Source organism: Kitasatospora sp. NPDC048286 (assembly GCF_043201735.1).
Lineage (GTDB): Bacteria > Actinomycetota > Actinomycetes > Streptomycetales > Streptomycetaceae > Kitasatospora.
The window spans coordinates 396,689-414,306 of the sequence record NZ_JBICZE010000001.1 but is presented as its reverse complement, the minus strand read 5'-3'; the positions used below and the strand labels follow the sequence as shown (position 1 = coordinate 414,306).

Annotated in this window: 13 protein-coding genes; 8 read left to right on the top strand and 5 right to left on the bottom strand. The window is 73.7% G+C overall.

Going from position 1 to position 17,618, the window contains the following annotated elements; translation table 11 throughout:
• Positions 1-127 precede the first annotated feature (127 nt).
• The 3 genes from ACGF13_RS01945 (at position 128) to ACGF13_RS01935 (ending at position 3,782) form a co-directional block, all read left to right on the top strand.
• Positions 128-676, top strand: a complete 549-nt coding sequence (locus ACGF13_RS01945) for a methylated-DNA--[protein]-cysteine S-methyltransferase (protein WP_392867837.1) — start codon at positions 128-130, stop codon at positions 674-676.
• 408 nt (positions 677-1,084) lie between these two features.
• Entirely contained in the window at positions 1,085-2,509 is a 1,425-nt protein-coding gene (locus tag ACGF13_RS01940) for a family 2B encapsulin nanocompartment shell protein (RefSeq protein WP_392867834.1), read from the top strand.
• Positions 2,510-2,732: 223 nt separating this feature from the next.
• On the top strand, positions 2,733-3,782 hold the full coding sequence (locus ACGF13_RS01935; RefSeq protein WP_392867833.1) for a family 2 encapsulin nanocompartment cargo protein polyprenyl transferase: 1,050 nt from the start codon (positions 2,733-2,735) through the stop codon (positions 3,780-3,782).
• A 116-nt stretch (positions 3,783-3,898) separates the two neighbouring features.
• Here ACGF13_RS01935 and ACGF13_RS01930 read toward each other — a convergent pair whose 3' ends face one another.
• Positions 3,899-4,939: an NAD-dependent epimerase/dehydratase family protein gene (locus ACGF13_RS01930; protein WP_392867831.1), complete on the bottom strand. Its 1,041-nt coding sequence runs from the start codon at positions 4,937-4,939 to the stop codon at positions 3,899-3,901.
• 231 nt (positions 4,940-5,170) lie between these two features.
• Between ACGF13_RS01930 and ACGF13_RS01925 the strand changes: the two genes are divergently transcribed.
• Positions 5,171-6,505: a DUF1254 domain-containing protein gene (locus ACGF13_RS01925; RefSeq protein WP_392867828.1), complete on the top strand. Its 1,335-nt coding sequence runs from the start codon at positions 5,171-5,173 to the stop codon at positions 6,503-6,505.
• Between the two features lie 213 nt (positions 6,506-6,718).
• On the opposite strand, the gene ACGF13_RS01920 is transcribed toward ACGF13_RS01925, so the two are convergent.
• The gene (locus ACGF13_RS01920) at positions 6,719-8,545 is read right to left on the bottom strand and encodes a hypothetical protein (RefSeq protein ID WP_392867825.1); all 1,827 of its coding nucleotides are present in this window, start codon (positions 8,543-8,545) and stop codon (positions 6,719-6,721) included.
• 238 nt (positions 8,546-8,783) lie between these two features.
• Here ACGF13_RS01920 and radA point away from each other — a divergent pair, with 238 nt between their 5' ends.
• Together radA and disA are read left to right on the top strand one after the other, a co-directional pair.
• Positions 8,784-10,307: a DNA repair protein RadA gene (gene radA, locus ACGF13_RS01915; protein ID WP_392867822.1), complete on the top strand. Its 1,524-nt coding sequence runs from the start codon at positions 8,784-8,786 to the stop codon at positions 10,305-10,307.
• Between the two features lie 200 nt (positions 10,308-10,507).
• Positions 10,508-11,566, top strand: coding sequence for a DNA integrity scanning diadenylate cyclase DisA (gene disA, locus ACGF13_RS01910; RefSeq protein ID WP_270151163.1), 1,059 nt, complete (start codon positions 10,508-10,510; stop codon positions 11,564-11,566).
• Positions 11,567-11,763: 197 nt separating this feature from the next.
• Here the strand turns inward: disA and ACGF13_RS01905 are convergent, their stop codons facing one another.
• A complete protein-coding gene (locus tag ACGF13_RS01905; RefSeq protein WP_392867819.1) occupies positions 11,764-12,615 on the bottom strand; it encodes a hypothetical protein in 852 nt (283 codons plus the stop codon).
• Between the two features lie 193 nt (positions 12,616-12,808).
• Between ACGF13_RS01905 and ACGF13_RS01900 the strand changes: the two genes are divergently transcribed.
• Positions 12,809-13,732 carry an A/G-specific adenine glycosylase gene (locus ACGF13_RS01900; RefSeq protein ID WP_392867816.1) on the top strand — a complete coding sequence of 308 codons (924 nt, stop codon included), beginning with the start codon at positions 12,809-12,811 and terminating at the stop codon, positions 13,730-13,732.
• A gap of 199 nt (positions 13,733-13,931) precedes the next feature.
• Here ACGF13_RS01900 and ACGF13_RS01895 read toward each other — a convergent pair whose 3' ends face one another.
• Entirely contained in the window at positions 13,932-15,527 is a 1,596-nt protein-coding gene (locus tag ACGF13_RS01895) for an MDR family MFS transporter (RefSeq protein ID WP_392867813.1), read from the bottom strand.
• Between the two features lie 222 nt (positions 15,528-15,749).
• Here ACGF13_RS01895 and ACGF13_RS01890 point away from each other — a divergent pair, with 222 nt between their 5' ends.
• Entirely contained in the window at positions 15,750-16,382 is a 633-nt protein-coding gene (locus ACGF13_RS01890; protein WP_392867811.1) for a TetR/AcrR family transcriptional regulator, read from the top strand.
• Between the two features lie 15 nt (positions 16,383-16,397).
• On the opposite strand, the gene ACGF13_RS01885 is transcribed toward ACGF13_RS01890, so the two are convergent.
• The gene (locus ACGF13_RS01885) at positions 16,398-17,342 is read right to left on the bottom strand and encodes a M23 family metallopeptidase (protein ID WP_392867809.1); all 945 of its coding nucleotides are present in this window, start codon (positions 17,340-17,342) and stop codon (positions 16,398-16,400) included.
• Between the last annotated feature and the right edge of the window lie 276 nt (positions 17,343-17,618).

Below are 17,618 nucleotides of genomic sequence, written 5' to 3'. Positions count from 1 at the left end.
AGGGGCAGGTTCGACCGGAGCCGCTTCGGCCGCCGACCGCCCGCCGTACGATGGCGCGCGGGGCGGGGACGCCCTCCGGGTGCCGGGGTGGCCGGCGGCCGGTCCGGCGGAGGGTGGGGGCCCGAGCGTGCCGCAGTCCTTGTCGATGTCCTGGCTCACCGTGCCCACCCCGCTGCCCAGCGGGCCGATGCGCATCGCGGTGACCCCGCTCGGCGTGGTGTCGGCCGGATACGGCGGGCCGAGCGGGGGTGAAGTGCCGCCCTGCACCGACGAGTCGAAGATCGCGGCCGTCACCGGGCGGATCGGCGCCTACCTGGCGGGCCGCACCCGCGAGCTGGGCCTGCCGATCGACTGGAGCCTCAGCTCGGGCCCGCACCGCGCGGTGCTGCAGACGCTCTGGCGCGAGGTGCCGTACGGCCGGACCATCACCTACGGCGAACTGGCGGCCCGCAGTGGCGTGTTCGAGGACGTCACGGAGCCCGGACTGGCCGCCCGCACGGTCGGGCAGATGATGGCCGCCAACCCGGTCCCGCTGCTGGTGCCCTGCCACCGGGTGGTGGCGGCGGACGGGATCGGCGGCTTCGGCGGCGGCCGGGTCGGGATCGAGGTGAAGCGCTGGCTGCTCACCCTGGAGGGGGTGCTGGAGCCGACCCTCGACTGGGACGGCCCGCTGTAGGGACAGTCCGCAGCAGGTCCGGCCCGCTGTAGGGACGGCCCGCAGTAGGTCCGGCCCGCTGTAGGGACGGCCCGCAGTAGGTCCGGCCCGCTGTAGGGACGGCCCGCAGTAGGTCCGGCGCGCGGCTGCTCGCGGATCGGGTCGACGCGCGGATCGCGTCAACCCGTGCATCGTGTCAAGGGGTGGTGTCGGCGGGGGTGCGGATGCGCGAGGATGGGGCCTGACACGCCGATATGTTCGAATAAACAGTCGAACAATATCGATCGGGTGATCTATTCGTACTATTTGTTCGGCCATTCCGAACCACTCGAACGAGTGATTGCGGGCTGCCCTCGAATGGGCCCACCATGAAGCTGCAACACGCATGTGCAAGGCGACACTTCATCGGGTATGCGAAGGGCTCCCCTCATGTCGACCGAAACCAATGCCGGTATTCCAGCGCCCGCGCCAGGTGCGCAGTCGGAGATCCGGCAGCAGCAGAGTCTGAGCACGGCGGGCGCGCGGAACCTCGCGACGACCACAAAGTCCGCGCCGCAGATGCAGGGCATCAGCCCGCGCTGGCTGCTCAGGAAGCTGCCCTGGGTGCAGGTGTCCGGCGGCACCTACCGCGTGAACCGCCGCCTGCGCTACTCGGTCGGTCGCGGTCGGGTGAGCTTCGTCAAGACCGGTGCCGAGGTGCGGGTCGTCCCGCCCACGCTGGTCGAGGTGCCGGCGCTGCGCGGCTTCCAGGACGAGGCCGTGCTGGAGGAGTTGGCCGCGCGCTTCGTGCAGCGGGACTTCAACGCGGGCGACGTCCTGGTCCGGGCCGGGGCGCCGATCGCCGAGGTGTTCCTGATCGCGCACGGCAAGCTCGACCGGCTGGGCACCGGCAAGTACGGCGAGGAGACGGTGGTCGGCACCCTCGCCGACGGCGACCACCTCGGCGACGAGGCGGTCCGGCAGGACGGCGGCGACTGGCCGTACACCGTCCGCGCCGCGACCTCCGGCACCGTGCTGACGCTGTCCTGGCCCGCCTTCCAGGAGCTGCACGACCGCTCCGAGGCGCTCCAGCTGCAGATCATCGAGTACCTGAACGGCTTCCAGCAGGCGCAGAACAAGCACGGCGAGGCCGCGATCGACCTCTCCTCCGGCCACCAGGGCGAGTACGAGCTGCCCGGCGCCTTCGTGGACTACGAGCTGAAGCCGCGCGAGTACGAGCTGAGCGTCGCGCAGACCATCCTCAAGGTGCACACCCGGGTCGCCGACCTCTACAACCAGCCGATGAACCAGACCGAGCACCAGCTCCGGCTGACCATCGAGGCCCTGCGCGAGCGCCAGGAGCACGAGCTCGTCAACAACCCCGAGTTCGGCCTGCTCAGCAACGCCGCGTACGACCAGCGGTTCCAGACCCACTCCGGCCCGCCCACCCCGGACGACATGGACGAGCTGCTCAGCCGCCGCCGCGGCACCAGGATGTTCCTGGCCCACCCCAAGGCGATCGCCGCCTTCGGCCGGCAGCTCAACAAGCGCGGCCTCTACCCCGGGACGGTCGAGGTCGAGGGTCGGCAGATCATGTCCTGGCGCGGGGTCCCGGTCTTCCCGTGCAACAAGATCCCGATCGTCGGGGGCGCCAGCTCGATCATCGCGATGCGGATCGGCGAGGACAACCAGGGCGTCATTGGCCTGCACCAGACCGGAATTCCGGACGAATACCAGCCGAGCCTTTCGGTGCGGTTCATGGGAATCGACGACAAGGCCATCATTTCCTACCTGGTGAGCGCCTACTACTCCGCCGCGATCCTGGTGCCGGACGCGGTCGGCGTCCTGGAGAACGTGGACATCGCGCAGTACTGACGGCTCGCGGGGCCGGCCGCAGGGCCGCGCCGTCCGTCGGGGCCACCCATCGGTCCCGGCCGGACGGTGCGCGCCCGGGTGCGCACCGGCGCGTACCGGCCAGGCCCGCCCCCGCCCGAGGGCGGCCATGGGCGGTGCGTGACCGCGCCCGGCACCGCAGCGCAACCCCGGCCCGCCGTCGGCGGGCCGTCCCACGACAGGCGCCCGACAGGGGGAAACACCCATGACGAGTCCCATGCTGGAGCGGGACCACAAAGAGGGGCACGAGGCGGCGGACATCCTCGCCCGGACCCGCGCCCTGGTCGACCCGGTCCTGCGGGCCGCCGTCGACTCGCTGCCCGGCACCATGCGCAAGGTGGCCGGCTACCACTTCGGTTGGTGGGAGGCGGACGGCACCCCCGCCGAGGCTTCCGCCGGCAAGGCGATCCGGCCGGCCATGGTCCTCGCCGCCACCCAGGCCCTGGGCGGCAAGCCCAACGAGGCCGTCGCCGCGGCCGCCGCGGTGGAGCTGGTGCACAACTTCACCCTGCTCCACGACGACGTCATCGACCGCGACGACACCCGGCGCCACCGGCCCACCGCCTGGCGGGTGTTCGGCACCACCGAGGCCATCCTGGCCGGGGACGCCATGCACTCCCTCGCGCTGCGCCTGCTCGCCGAGGACGGCCACCCGGCCGCCCACGGCTCGATCCGCCGGCTCGCGGACTGCGTGGTCGAGCTCTGCGAGGGCCAGCAGATCGACTGCGCCTTCGAGCGGCGCAACGACGTCTCGCTGCCCGAGTGCCTGGCGATGGCCGAGGCCAAGACCGGCGCGCTGCTCGGCGCGGCCTGCGCGATGGGCGCCCTGTACGGCGGCGCCTCCGAGGAGGCGGCCCAGGCGCTGGACGGCTTCGGCCGGGAGATCGGCCTGGCCTTCCAGCTGATCGACGACCTGATCGGCATCTGGGGGGATCCCGCGGTCACCGGCAAGCCGGTCGGCGCGGACCTGGTTGCCCGGAAGAAGTCGCTGCCGGTGGTCGCGGCGCTGGGTTCCGGCACCGCCGAGGGCAAGCGGCTGGCCGAGCTGTACGTGATCGAACGCCCTCTGGACGCCGATGAGTTGGCGCAGTGCGCGGCGGCGGTCGAGGCGGCCGGCGGGCGCGGCTGGGCGCAGGGCGAGTCCTGTGAGCGGATGGCCGCGGCGATGGCGCAGCTGGCCGCCGCGGTGCCGGAGCCGGCCGCGGCGGACGAGCTGCTGGCGCTCGCCGAACTGGTCACCCGCCGCACGCACTGAGCGGGCGTCCGCCACCAACGCTGCTCGGAAGCATCATCGGGAGTGGGAAGTCGGTTGGGCCGACCTCCCACTCCTGCCGCGTCCCGGCGCGTCTGCGCTCCCGAGGCGGTCCGCCGTCAGCCGAAGGCCGCCAACAGTCGCTGCTCCTTGGCGGGTTCGATGCCCTGCCGCACCGCCGCCCCCGGCCGCCCCTTGCGCCCCTCGGCGTCGGTGTCCCCGGCCGGCCCGCGCGCCCGCAGCCACTCCCAGGTGTCCCGCGCCGTCTCGGCGAACGGCCGGCAGCGCAGCCCGGCCGCCTCCGCCCGGCTCGTGTCGGCCAGCCAGGCGCCCGCCAGGTCGGGCAGATCCGGTGCCCACAGGGGGAGTTCGGTCCACGCGCCGACCTGGTCCGGCCCCTCGGCGAGCAGCGGCCCGTCCGGTACCCAGACCAGCTCGGTGTCCGCGGTGCCCGCCAGCTCCCGGCAGGTCTCCAGCCACTCGCCGAAGCGGAGCCGGCCGGGCGGCGCCGTGGTGACGAACCGCCCCGCCGTACCGGCCGTCAGCAGGTCCAGCCCGAAGGCGGCGAAGTCCCGGACGTCGATCACCTGCATGGTCCGCCGCGGATCCCCCGGCGCGAGCACCCGCCCGCCGCGGGCCATCCGTTCCAGCCACCAGGGCAGCCGGCCTCCGAACTCGTACGGACCGACGAGCAGTCCGCTGTTCAGCACCAGCGCGCGCTCGGTGTCGAACCCGGCCAGCACGGCGCGCTCGCAGCCGGCCTTCAGGGCGGTGCCGGGCGGTTGGCCGGGCGGGGTGTCGGCGGGGCAGGGGTGCGGCGCGGAGTCCTCGTCGACCACCTGGGCGGGCCAGTCGGCGAAGGCGTGCACGGAGGAGACGAAGGTGTAGTGGCCCGCCCGCTCGCGCAGCAGCCGGGCGCTGAGCGCGGCCTGGGCGGGCTGTTGGGCGGAGGTGTCGACGACGGCGTCCCAGCTGCGGCCGTCGACCAGCCGGGCGAGGTCCCCGGCACTGTCGCGGTCGCCCCGGACGGCCTCGACTCCGGGCAGGTCGGCGGCGCTGCGGCCGCGGTTGAAGGTGGTGACCCGGTGGCCCCGGGCGAGGGCCTCGGCAGCGTAGGCCCGTCCGAGGAAGGACGAGCCCCCAAGCAGGAGGATCTTCATGTCGACGACCCTGCCTCGTACGCCCGGCCCGTACGCCCGGATTAGCGGTCGGCAGATATCGGGTCCGCGGCACCGAACGGCGTCCGGTCCGACGTGCCGCGCCTCCGGGGCCGCCTTAGCATCCGATCTGTACGGCTTGTGCCGGTTGTGCGCCCATGCCGCCTGTGCCGCCCGTGCCGCGGTCGGCGACCGCACCCCGGCCCGGTGCCCGCCCCGGACGAAGGACCCGTGATGAACCAGCCCGAGCTGGAGGCCCTGGCCGCAGACGCGTACGTCTACGGCTACCCGCTGGTCGCCGGCCTCACCATGGTCGAGCGCTTCGCCCGGGGTGGCCTGGGCACCCTGCCGGCGGCGCCGTTCAACCACATCAGCCACGCCACCCGGCTGGCCGGTCCGGCCGACCGCTTCGTCTCGGTCAACAACGACACGATCTACTCGATCGCCCAGCTCGACCTCTCCGAAGGCCCCCAGGTGCTGCGCGTCCCGGACACCGAGGGCGCCTACTACGTGCTGCAGATCATCGACGCCTGGACGGACAACGTCGCCTACCTCGGCCGCCGGGCCACCGGCACCGGCGCGCAGACCTGGCTGATCGTCCCGCCCGACTGGCACGGCACCCCGCCGGACCCGAGCCGGGTGATCGAGCTGCCGACCACCGTCGGCACCCTCGTCGGCCGCTTCGCCTGCGCCGGCCCGGACGACCTGCCCCGGGTCCGGGCCCTCCAGGCCGCCCTGGAACTGGAGCCGCTGGAACCCGGCGGCCTGGCCGCCGGACTGCCCGAGCCGGACGAGGCGGTCCCCGAGCGGCTGGCCTTCTTCGAACGGCTGCGGGTCTGGATGCAGGCCTTCCCACCCGCCACCGCCGACATCGAATACCAGCGCCGCTTCGCCCCGCTCGGCCTGCTGGACGACGGCGCCTCGCCGTACCAGGCCGCCGCCCCCGAGTGGACGCTGGCACTGGCCAAGGGCCTGGCCGCCGGCCGCGAACGGGTCGAGGACGCCAGCCGCCCGCCCGAGGACCACCCGCCCGGCGAGTGGCGCAGCGCGCTCCACCTCTTCGACTACAACACCGACCACCTGGGCCCCGGCACTCTGGACGACCCCGAGTGGCGCATCCCCGACCGCCGTGCCGCCTACCTCAGCCGGGCCGCCGCCGCCCGGGCCGGCCTCTGGGGCAACCACGCGTACGAGGCCTCGTACGCGATGACCTACGACGACTCCGACGGCCGGCCCCTCACCGGCCTCCACAGCTACACCCTGCACTTCGACCAGCCGCCCCCGACCGGGGCGTTCTGGTCCGTCACGATGTACTCCGTCCCGGACTACCACCTGGTCGAGAACCCGATCGACCGCTACTCGATCGGCGACCGCACCCCCGGCCTGGTCCACGGCGAGGACGGTTCCCTCACCCTGACCCTCCAACACGACCAGCCCGAGGACCCGACCGCCGCCGCCAACTGGCTCCCCACCCCACCCGCCGAGTTCCGCCCCATCCTCCGCATCTACCAGCCCGAGCCCCCGGTCCTGGACGGCACCTACCAGATCCCCCCGATCCACCGCGTCTGACGCCCGGTCCCTCGCGTGAGAAGTCGGCCTGGTCGACTTCTCGCGCGCCCCGGCCAGGGAGTCGGCGGCCGGTCGACGAACTCGCGCGGTGGCCGGCTCTGTTGCGTACGTGAGGAGTCGGCCTGGTCGACTTCTCGGGCGTCCTTGGTCCGGGGCTTTGGGGGAGTTCGGCCGGGTCGACGTCTCGCGCAGTCACCCCGGCGACAGCTCGGCCTAGTTCGGGGCCGACGGGGAGGCGGTTGCGGTGGCCGTCGGATGGGGTGAGGCGTCCGAGGCGGGTGGTGTCGTGGGGGTCTGTGCGGGGGTGGGCGATGCCGTCGCGGAGGTGGTGGCGGTGGCGGAACCGGTGGGCGCCGGTGTGGAGGACGGCGAGGGATCGGCCGGGGCGGAGGTGGCGCCGCCGCGGTTGTGCGGCCCGCCCTCCAGGGTGACCACGGCCTGCGAGGGCGGCAGCGCGATCCGGGCGGTCCAGTGGGTGGCCGGCGCCTGGTCCTCGTCCACGGTGACGATCACGGTGATCCGCTGGCCGGGCGCCAGGGTGCCGGAGTCGCGGCTGAGCCGGAGCCAGCCGGCGTCCGTCACCGCGTGCCAACGGATCTCCGTGGTGCCGGAGTTGGTGAGGGTGAGGACAGTCCGGCTGCCGTACTCGCCGGCCTCGACGGTGAGCAGCCCGGCGGGGGCCGGTCCGCCGGTGTCCGTCGTGGAGGCCCGGTCGACCGAGGGGACCGGTGCGGCGGCCAGGGTCGGGCTGCCGAGCGGGGCCGCGCCGTGGGCCGGGACCGGGATCACCGCGCCCTGGAAGCTGAGTCGCTGAAATCCGGGAAGCAACGTTTCTGCACCGCCCGTGCCGGCACCGCCCGCGCCGACACCGCCCGAGACCAGCCCGCCCCCGGTCCCCGCCAGCTCCGTCCCGGGCATGCCGGACGCACCCAACCCCGCCGGGCCGTCCACCGCGGGCTGCGGCCGCCGGCCGCCCGCCCGGCCGGACTCGTCCACCCGCACCGCCGACACCGAGACTCCCGACCCCGACCCGCCACCGCCCCGGTGCCCGGCCCAGAGCGCGATCACCGGCGCCGCCAGTACGGCCGCGAGCACCCCGGTGGTCACCACCCGCCGCCGCACCGCCAGTCCGCGCCCCGCGTCCGGCGCCCGGTGCCGGGGGAAGCCGCCCTGGTCGAACCGCGGACCCGGCTCCGCCGCCCGGCCGACCACCTCCCGAAGCGCCGCCTCCGGGCCCGCCACCGCGGGCGCCCGCAGCAGCGCCAGCCCCGCCAGCCCCGCCGAACCGACCGCACGCACCGAACCAGCCGCACCTGCCGAGCCCTCCGCCGCCCGGCTCGCCGCCACCCGCTCCGCCGTCCCCCGGCAGGTCGGGCAGTCCACCACGTGCTGCACCAGTTCCCGCCGCAGCGCGGGGCCGAGCACCCAGTCCCGCCAGGACTCCGCTCCGGCCCCGCCGAGCCGGTCCAGCTCCGGGCAGCTGCCCACGCCGAGCACCAGCAGCGCCGCCCTGGTCCTGGCCACCTCGGCCTCGGCCCCGGCGAGCAGCGCGCGGGTCCGTTCGAACGGCAGGCCCAGCACCGCCGCCACCTCCAGCGGGGTCAGCCGGTGTCGGACGGACAGCTCCAGCGCCTCGCGCTGCTCGGGGTCGGTGCCGGCGGCCTCGGGCCAGGCGAGTGAGGCCAGCTCGCGCCGCCGCCGGGCCGCCTCGGCCTCACCCGCCCCGGCCCGGCCCCCCTCGGCCCCGGACACCAGCCCGGTGCCCACACCGGGCCCTCCGCTCGCCCCGCCCGCCAGCCTGCGCAGGCAGCAGTACCGGGCCAGCGAGAACAGCCAGGCGCGCAGCAGCCCGGGCTCGGCCAGCCGGGCGCCGTGCAGCCGCGCCAGCTCGCGGACCTCGCCCAGGGCGTCGGCGGCCGCGTCGTGCTCGCAGAGCACCGAGAGGCAGTAGGTGAACAGGCCGTCCACCTGCCGGTCGTACGCTGCGAGCGCGGATGCGGCCCGCGCCGCCCCGGCCTGCCCAACAGTTCTCGTCGTCACCCGTCCGACCGTAGAGAACGCCGCCGGCTGACCCCGACCATTCGAGGCGTATGTACTTCTTTCGGGTAACAACATCGCCCATCTGTGTGGATGCCACGGTCGGACACACGGCCGCACGCGCGGTCGGACGCACGTTCCCCGCACCGCGAGCCCGCCGACAGCCCGCCGAACGGGCGGGCCGACGGCCCCGCCGCCGTCCGCCCGGGCACTGTCGGACCCAGGCGCTACGGTGGGCCGCATGCCTCCGCGTTCCAAGACCACCGCCAAGCCCCGCCCGGCGTACCGCTGCACCGAGTGCGGCAACCAGCTGCCCAAGTGGGTCGGCCGCTGCCCGGAGTGCAACGCCTGGGGCACGGTCGAGGAGTACGGCGCGGTGCCGATCCGCACCACGGCCGCCGGCCCGGTCAGCGCGCCCGCCCGCCCGATCGCGCAGGTGGACGGCCAGGTCGCGACGGCCCGCTCGACGGGCGTGCCGGAGCTGGACCGGGTGCTCGGCGGCGGCCTGGTGCCCGGCGCGGTGGTGCTGCTGGCCGGTGAGCCCGGCGTCGGCAAGTCCACCCTGCTGCTGGACGTCGCCGCCAAGGCGGCCACCGCGCAGCACCGCACGCTCTACGTCACCGGCGAGGAGTCGGCCGGCCAGGTCCGGCTGCGCGCGGACCGGATCAACGCCCTCTCCGAGCACCTCTACCTCGCCGCCGAGCAGGATCTCGGCGCGGTGCTCGGGCACATCGAGGCGGTCAACCCCGGCCTGCTGATCCTGGACTCGGTGCAGACCATCGCCTCCGCCGAGCTGGACGGCGCCCCCGGCGGCCCGGCCCAGGTCCGCGAGGTGGCGGGCGCGCTGATCCGGGCGTCCAAGGAGCGCGGCATGGCCACCCTGCTGGTCGGCCACGTCACCAAGGACGGCCAGATCGCCGGCCCGCGTCTGCTGGAGCACCTGGTGGACGTGGTGCTGAGCTTCGAGGGGGACCGGCACGCCCGGCTGCGTCTCATCCGCGGGGTCAAGAACCGTTACGGCGCCACCGACGAGGTGGGCTGCTTCGAGCTGCACGACGAGGGCATCGTCGGCCTGGCCGACCCGTCCGGCCTCTTCCTGACCAGGCGTGACAAGCCCGTCCCTGGCACCTGCCTCACCGTCACCCTGGAGGGCAAGCGCCCGCTGGTGGCCGAGGTGCAGGCGCTGATGGTGGATTCGCAGATCCCCTCCCCGCGCCGCACCACCTCGGGCCTGGAGTCCCCCCGGATCGCGATGATCCTGGCCGTGGTCGAGCGGCACGGCGGGGTGAAGCTCGGCAAGCAGGACATCTACACCGCGACGGTCGGCGGGGTGAAGCTGACGGAGCCCTCCGCCGACCTCGCGGTGGCGCTCGCGGTGGCCAGTTCCTCCACCGACACCCCGCTGCCCAGCAACCTGGTGGCGATCGGCGAGGTCGGCCTGGCGGGCGAGGTGCGGCGGGTGACGGGGGTGCAGCGGCGGCTCGCCGAGGCGCACCGGCTGGGCTTCACCCACGCGCTGGTCCCGCCGGACCCGGGCAAGGTCCCGCCGGGCATGAAGGTGGTCGAGGTGGCCGACATCGGCGAGGCGCTGCGGGCCATCCCGGGCCGCCGCCGCTCCGCCGCCAAGCCGCGCACCGAACAGCGCGGTGAGGCACCGTCGGCGCCGCCGGCCCCGCGCTCCGCCCGGGGCGCGGAGCGTCCCGCGGCGTACCCCGAGGAACTGATGGACGGCTGGGAGCCGCTCGACTCCGACGAACTGCGCTGACCCAAGCCCTGCCGAGGCCACACACAGTTAGACTTTCCCCAGTCTCATTGGCCAGAAGGCAGTACCGAGCGGTACTGAGCGACAGAGCAACAGACCGCGGACCGGCGCACGGCGTGAGGCGCGCGGCACGGGTCGACCGGAGGAGTCACGTGGCAGCCAGCGACCGGGGGGCGGACAAGGCCTCCCGCGAGGAGGCCCTGCTGCGGGCCTCCCTCACCGCCATCGCGCCCGGTACCGCGCTTCGGGACGGCCTGGAGCGGGTCCTGCGGGCCAACACCGGCGGTCTGATCGTGCTGGGCTTCGACAAGACCGTCGAGTCCCTGTGCACCGGCGGCTTCGTCCTGGACGTCGAGTTCAGCGCCACCCGGCTGCGTGAGCTGTGCAAGCTCGACGGCGCGGTGGTGCTCGACAAGGACATCACCAAGATCGTCCGGGCCGGCGTGCACCTGATGCCGGACTCGACCATCCCCACCGACGAGACCGGCACCCGCCACCGCACCGCCGAGCGGGTCAACCGGCAGACCGGCTACCCGGTGGTCGCGGTCTCGCACTCGATGCGGCTGATCGCGATGTACGTCAACGGCACCCGCCGGGTGCTGGAGGACTCCACCACCGTCCTGTCCCGCGCCAACCAGGCGCTGGCCACCCTGGAGCGCTACAAGCTCCGCCTGGACGAGGTGGCCGGCACGCTCTCCGCCCTGGAGATCGAGGACCTGGTGACGGTCCGCGACGTCACCGCCGTGGCCCAGCGCCTGGAGATGGTCCGGCTGATCGCCACCGAGATCGCCGGCTACGTGCTGGAGCTCGGCATCGACGGCCGGCTGCTCTCGCTCCAGCTGGACGAGCTGATCGCGGGCGTGGAGCCGGAGCGCGAGCTGGTCGCCCGGGACTACTTCCCGGAGCGGGCCGCCAAGAAGGGCCGGACGGTCACCGAGGTGCTGGCCGACCTGGAGGCGCTCACCCACGCCGAGCTGCTGGACCTCCAGACCGTCGCCAAGGCGCTCGGCTACTCGGGCTCGCCGGAGTCGCTGGACGCCGCGGTCTCGCCGCGCGGCTACCGCCTGCTGGCGAAGATCCCGCGTCTGCCCAACACGGTCATAGAGCGCCTGGTCGAACACTTCGGCGGCCTCCAGAAGCTGCTCGCCGCGAGCATCGACGACCTGCAGACCGTCGAGGGCGTCGGCGAGACCCGCGCCCGTTCGGTCCGTGAGGGCCTGTCCCGCCTTGCCGAATCGTCCATCCTGGAACGCTACGTCTGACCGCACGCGCGGCCGTACGGACGCCGGACGAACACGGCGACGGCCCCCCGGGGAGCACCTCCCCGGGGGGCCGTCGCACATCCGCACCCCACCTCGCCGGCAACCCCGGGGCACGACGGAGCACGACGGGCACGACGGGCACGACGGAGCCCCCGTCCGCGCGGCGGACGGGGGCTCCGAGGGGAGTTGACCGGTGCTCAGCCGTCCAGGCGGATCGAGGCCCGGGCCGAGACCTTGTCCCCGGCGACCCCGGTGAGCTCCGCGAGCACCACGTAGGTGCCGCTCGGCGGCGGCGTCTGGTCGGCGGTCGCGCACTGCGGCTTGCTGCGGCTGCGGTCCCAGGTGACGGTCTCGGTCTGGCTGCCGTTCGCGCCGAGCTGCACCCAGATGTTGCCCTTGTCGGCCGGGCAGTCGCCGGAGGACCAGACCCGGTCGTTGCTGCTGCCGCTCACCGTGATCACGGAGGCGGTGCGGCCGAGGTCAACCCGGCAGTTGCTGCCGGAGGAGTTCTTGACCGTCAGGGCCAGCCGCGGCTTGTCCTTCGGCTGGTACGAGTTCTGGGTGCCCGCCAGCTCCAGCGCCACCTGGGAGGAGGCGCAGACCGGCAGCGCCATGATCTCGGGGGTGTTGACCGCCGGAGCGGCCCCGCCCGTACCGCCGGCGCCGCCACCGGTGCCGCCGCCCGTGGCCGGCGCCGCGCCGCCGGGGGCCGGGTTGGCCGCGCCGGCGCCGGTGCCACCGCTGAGGTTGACCTCGGTTCCGCCACCGCCCGCCACCGGCCCGCCCCCGTTGCCGCCGCCCGGGCGCGCCGCGGGGCCGCTCGGGGAGACGCCGGGCGTGATGGCCTGGGCCGGTGTCTGGTTCTGGGACTCGGACGGAACGGCCTGTGCGGCCTTGCCCTGTGAGCCGCCGTCACCCCCTCCGCCCTGATCGATCATCAGCCATGCGATCAGCGCGGCGACCGCCGCGACGGCGACGAGCACGACGACGCGCCGACGCCAGTAGATCGAGGCCGGCAGTGGTCCGACTGGTTGACGCAGAGAAGGCACGATCAAACTCTACGAGACTGTGTGTGGCGATTGACTCACCAACACCGCACAGTCGCCCCTTCCTTCACATGATCCGCCATTTGATCCGTTCGAGCGAGCCCCGACCGGACGATTTCAGCCGGGTCCCGGGGGTGATCCGGACCACTCCGGTCCACTTCGGCCCGGTCGGCGGGCGTGGGAGGATCGAAGGGCCATGACTGCCATCACCGCCCCTGCCGCCGCCGGCGCCGTCCGGCCGCCGATGCCCCTGCCGCTGTTCCACTCGACCGTCCTGGACTGGTACGAGGCGAGCAAGCGGGACCTGCCCTGGCGCGCCCCCGACGCGACGCCCTGGGCGGTCATGGTGAGCGAGTTCATGCTCCAGCAGACCCCGGTCAAGCGCGTGCTGCCCGCCTGGGAGGCGTGGCTCACCCGCTGGCCGACCCCGGCCGACCTCGCCGCCGAGGCGCCCGGCGAGGCCGTCCGGATGTGGGGCCGACTGGGCTACCCGCGCCGGGCGCTGCGCTTGCACGCGGCCGCGGTGGCGATCACCGAGGAGCACGGCGGCGAGGTCCCGGACGACCACGACACCCTGCTCTCGCTGCCCGGGGTGGGGGAGTACACCGCCGCAGCCGTCGCCTCCTTCGCCTTCCGCCAGCGGCACGTGGTGCTGGACACCAACGTCCGCCGGGTGTTCGCCCGCGCGGTGACCGGCGTCGAGTACCCGGCCCAGGCCACCACCGCCGCCGAGCGCCGCACCGCCACCGCGCTGCTGCCGGACGACGCCGAGACGGCCGCCACCTGGGCGGTCGGCGTGATGGAGCTGGGCGCGCTGGTCTGCACCGCGCGCGGCCCGGAGTGCGGGGACTGCCCGCTGTTCACCACCTGCGCCTGGCAGCGGGCCGGCCGCCCGCCGTACGAGGGCCCGGCCCGGCGTGGCCAGTCCTACGAGGGCACGGACCGCCAGGTGCGCGGCAAGCTGCTCGCGGTGCTGCGCGAGGCGCACGGGACGGTGCCGCAGGCCCGGCTGGACGCGGTCTGGCCGGACGCCGTGCAGCGGGCCCGGGCACTGGACGGCCTGGTGGCGGACGGCCTGGTCGAGCCGGTCGAGCAGGGCGTCTACCGGCTGCCCCAGTAGCGGGCACCTCCCGCGCCGAACCCACCCGGCCCCCGCCCGGCCCTGCGGCCCCCGCGGCCCCCACGGCCCCCGCGAAGCCGCCCGTCCCCGGAACGACGGCGCCCACGGAACCACAGTGCCCACGGAACCACAGCGCCCGCGGAACGACGGCGCCCCCGGGAGGACGAACCTCCCGGGGGCGCCGTACGGGGTGGAGCCGTCAGACGGCCGCCGCCTCCAGCGAGGCCTCGGCCTGCTTCTCGTCCTTGCCGGTCCCGCGCAGCGGCACCTCACGCAGGAACACCGCCGCGGCGATCGCGATCACGGCCACGCCGGCGCCCCAGAGGAAGACGGTGTGCATGCCGTTGGACACCGCGTGGTGGTAGGCGTCCTGAACGGCCTCGGGCAGCTTGCGCAGGTCGTCCATGCTCATCTGGCTCGGGTCCTGCGCGCCGCCACCGGCGACGGCCTGCTCGCCGAGCCGCTCCTTCATGGTGTCGGTCACCCGGTTGTTGAACAGCGCGCCGAACAGCGCGACACCGAAGGAACCGCCGATGGTGCGGAACAGGGTGGCGGTGGAGCTGGCCACGCCCATGTCCTTGAGCTCGACGCTGTTCTGCGCGACGAGCATGGTGATCTGCATCAGGAAGCCCATGCCGGCGCCCAGCACGACCATCCAGCAGGCCGAGGTGAACCTGCTGGTCTCGGTGCCCATGGTGGAGAGCAGGATCAGGCCGCCGGTCATCACGAGGGTGCCGATGATCGGGAAGATCCGGTACTTGCCGGTCTTGGTGACGGCCTGGCCGACCACCAGCGAGATGATCAGCATGCCGAACATCATCGGCATCAGCAGCAGCCCGGAGTTGGTGGCCGAGGCGCCCTGGACCGTCTGCTGGTAGAGCGGCAGGAAGACGGTCGAACCGAACATCACGAAGCCGACGATGAAGCCGATGATCGAGACCAGGGTGAAGTTCAGGTTCCGGAACAGGCCCAGCGGCAGCATCGGCTCCTGGGCCCGCCGCTCCACGTAGCAGAAGCCGATCAGCGAGGCGGCGGCGAGCGCGGCCAGGCCGAGGATCTCCTTGGAGCCCCAGGCGTACTGCTGGCCGCCCCAGGTGGTGATCAGCACCAGCGAGGTGATGCCGGTGGTGAGCAGGATCGCGCCCAGGTAGTCGATCTTGGCGTTGCTGCGGACCTTCGGCAGCTTCAGGGTGACGACGACCACGGCCAGCGCGATCACGCCGAGCGGCAGGTTGATGTAGAAGGTCCAGTGCCAGCTCAGGTGGTCGGTGATGAAGCCGCCGGCCAGCGGGCCGCCGATGGTGGCGAGGGCCATCACCGCGGCGAACATGCCCTGGTACTTGCCGCGGTCACGCGGCGGGACGAGCGCGCCCATGATCGACATGACGCCGACCATCAGACCGCCGGCACCCAGGCCCTGCACGGCGCGGAAGCCGATCAGCTCGTTCATGGTCTGCGACAGACCGGACAGTGCCGAGCCCACCAGGAAGATCACGATCGAGGTGAGGAAGGTGCCCTTGCGGCCGTACATGTCGCCGAGCTTGCCCCAGATCGGGGTGGAGGCGGCGGTGGCCAGGGTGTACGCGGTGACCACCCAGGACAGGTGCTCGGCGCCGCCGAGGTCGTGGACGATGGTCGGCATCGCGGTGCCGACGATCAGGTTGTCGAGCATGGCCAGCAGCATGGTGACGACCAGGCCGACCATCACGAGGCGGATCTCGCGCGGTGACCGCGGCTGCTCCTCCTCGGCCGTCTTGTCCTCCGGCACCGGGCCGGCGGTCTTGGACTGTGACATGAGGTGGGGTCTCCCGGAGGGTGGTGCGGGCGGAGCGTGGTGCCGTGGGGCGGCTCACTTACTTGTCGCCCGGCTAGTTTATCGACCGTCGGCACGGTAGGTTGTTCACTAGCCGGTCGTCAAGCCAGTTTCCCGACCGGCCTTCTGGGCAGGGAGAATGAGCCCGGAGCGGACACCGCCCCGGGGTCCGCAGCAGTCACCGACGCAGTCATGAGGCAGGCCATGGGCACTCCGCACAGCCCCCGTAGCGACACCCGGGCTCGCATCATCGAGGTGTCCCTGGAGCTCTTCTCCGAGCAGGGCTACGAGCAGACCTCACTGCGCGAGATCGCCGACCGCCTGGGCGTCACCAAGGCCGCGCTCTACTACCACTTCAAGACCAAGGACGACATCGTCCTGGGCATCGTCGAGCGGATGGCCGCGCCGATCGACGACACCATCGCGTGGGGCCGCAAGCAGAGCTGGAGCCCGGAGGTGCGCGACGAGCTGATCCGCCGCTTCGCCGACGGGATGGCCGAGCGGGCCCCGCTGCTGCGCTTCTTCCACGAGAACCAGCCCGCGCTGCGCGAGTCCCCGGCCGGGCTGGCCTTCAAGGACCGCATGATCACCATGATGCAGCTGGTGCACGGGCCGGGCGCGGACTTCCACGACCGGCTGCGGGCCGCGATGGCGCTGTTCACCGTCCACTCGTCGCTGTTCCTGGTCAAGCAGGACAACGCGGACTGCGAGCACGCCCCGAACGTGTGGGGCGAGCAGCCGCCCCCGGCCGAGCTGGACGAGGCGATCGGGGCGGCCCGGGACATCGCGCTGGAGATCGGCGCCCGGATCAGCCACCCCGCCCCCAGCGCGGGCTGACGACCGTCGGGCGGCTCAGAAGTCCGTGACGCCGTGCCCCGCGAGGTAGGCGATCGGGTTGACCACCGCGCCGTAGCGGTTGCTGGTGCGGATCTCGAAGTGCAGGTGCGGGCCGGTCGAGTTGCCGGTGTTCCCGGACGACCCGATCCGCTCGCCCGCCGACACCCGCTGGCCCGCCGAGACGGAGACCGAGGACATGTGGGCGTACTGCGCGAAGTGCCCGTCCGCCAGCCGCAGCACGACCTCCCTGCCGTACGCGCCGTCCCAACCGGCCGACACCACGGTCGCGTCGCCGACCGCCAGCAGCGGCGTGCCCGGAGCCACCGCGAAGTCGACCCCGGTGTGGTACCCGGCCGCGTAGTGGCGGTTGGGCTTCCCGTACGGGTTGCTGGTCGGCGCGTTCGGCACCGGCGCCGACCACCCGGGAGCCGGTGCTGGCTCGGGCTCGGGCGCCGCTTCGGGCTCCGGGGCCGGCTCTCCGGCGGGCTCCTCCCCGGGCTCCGGCGCCGGCGGTACGAGCGGCAGCAGGTTGGCCGCCACCCCCACGGACTGCTGCGCCGAGTCCCCGTCGTCGGGCAGCTTGTACGGGCTGGGGCCGGCCACCTGGACCAGCCCGGCGTTCGGCACCTCCGCCCGCGGCACGGTGAAGGCCGAGCTGCCCGGCGTGGTGGGCCGTACGGTCTGCGCCGAGGCCGTGCCCGGGGTGGCCACCAGCAGCACGCCGGCGAGCAGCACGGCGGCGGCTCCGGCCGAGACCAGCGCGTGGTCGTGCTCGGCGCGCTGGCGGCTGCCGGGCAGCGTGGTGTGCCGGGGCGAACCGAGCGTGCGCAGCGGCGCGGCCTGGGTGCGGACGGTGTGGCCGATCCGGGGTCGCCAGACGGCGGCCTGGGCCGCGGCCTGGGCCACCGCTCGGGCGGCGAGCCGGCGGAGGGCCGGCCCGACGGGCGGGATGGTGGACATCGCTTGCCGTACCTCACGGATCGTACGAGGGCAGCACGAAGGGCCCGTTCGGGAGCGTGCTGAGCGGGGGACCACTCAGGTTTAACGGTCACTGAGCGGAGTCCCAAACGCGGTGACGTACTACGGCATGTAGTCAGCGTGGCGGCGGAGATTCCAACCGATGGAGTAGTGATCATGCGATCCGATCGTCCATGACGGCTTCGGAGCGGACCGCCGATCCCGCCGGCTCCACTACTACCGCCGGTCGTACCGCGTCGGAGGCCTGTGACCAGCACC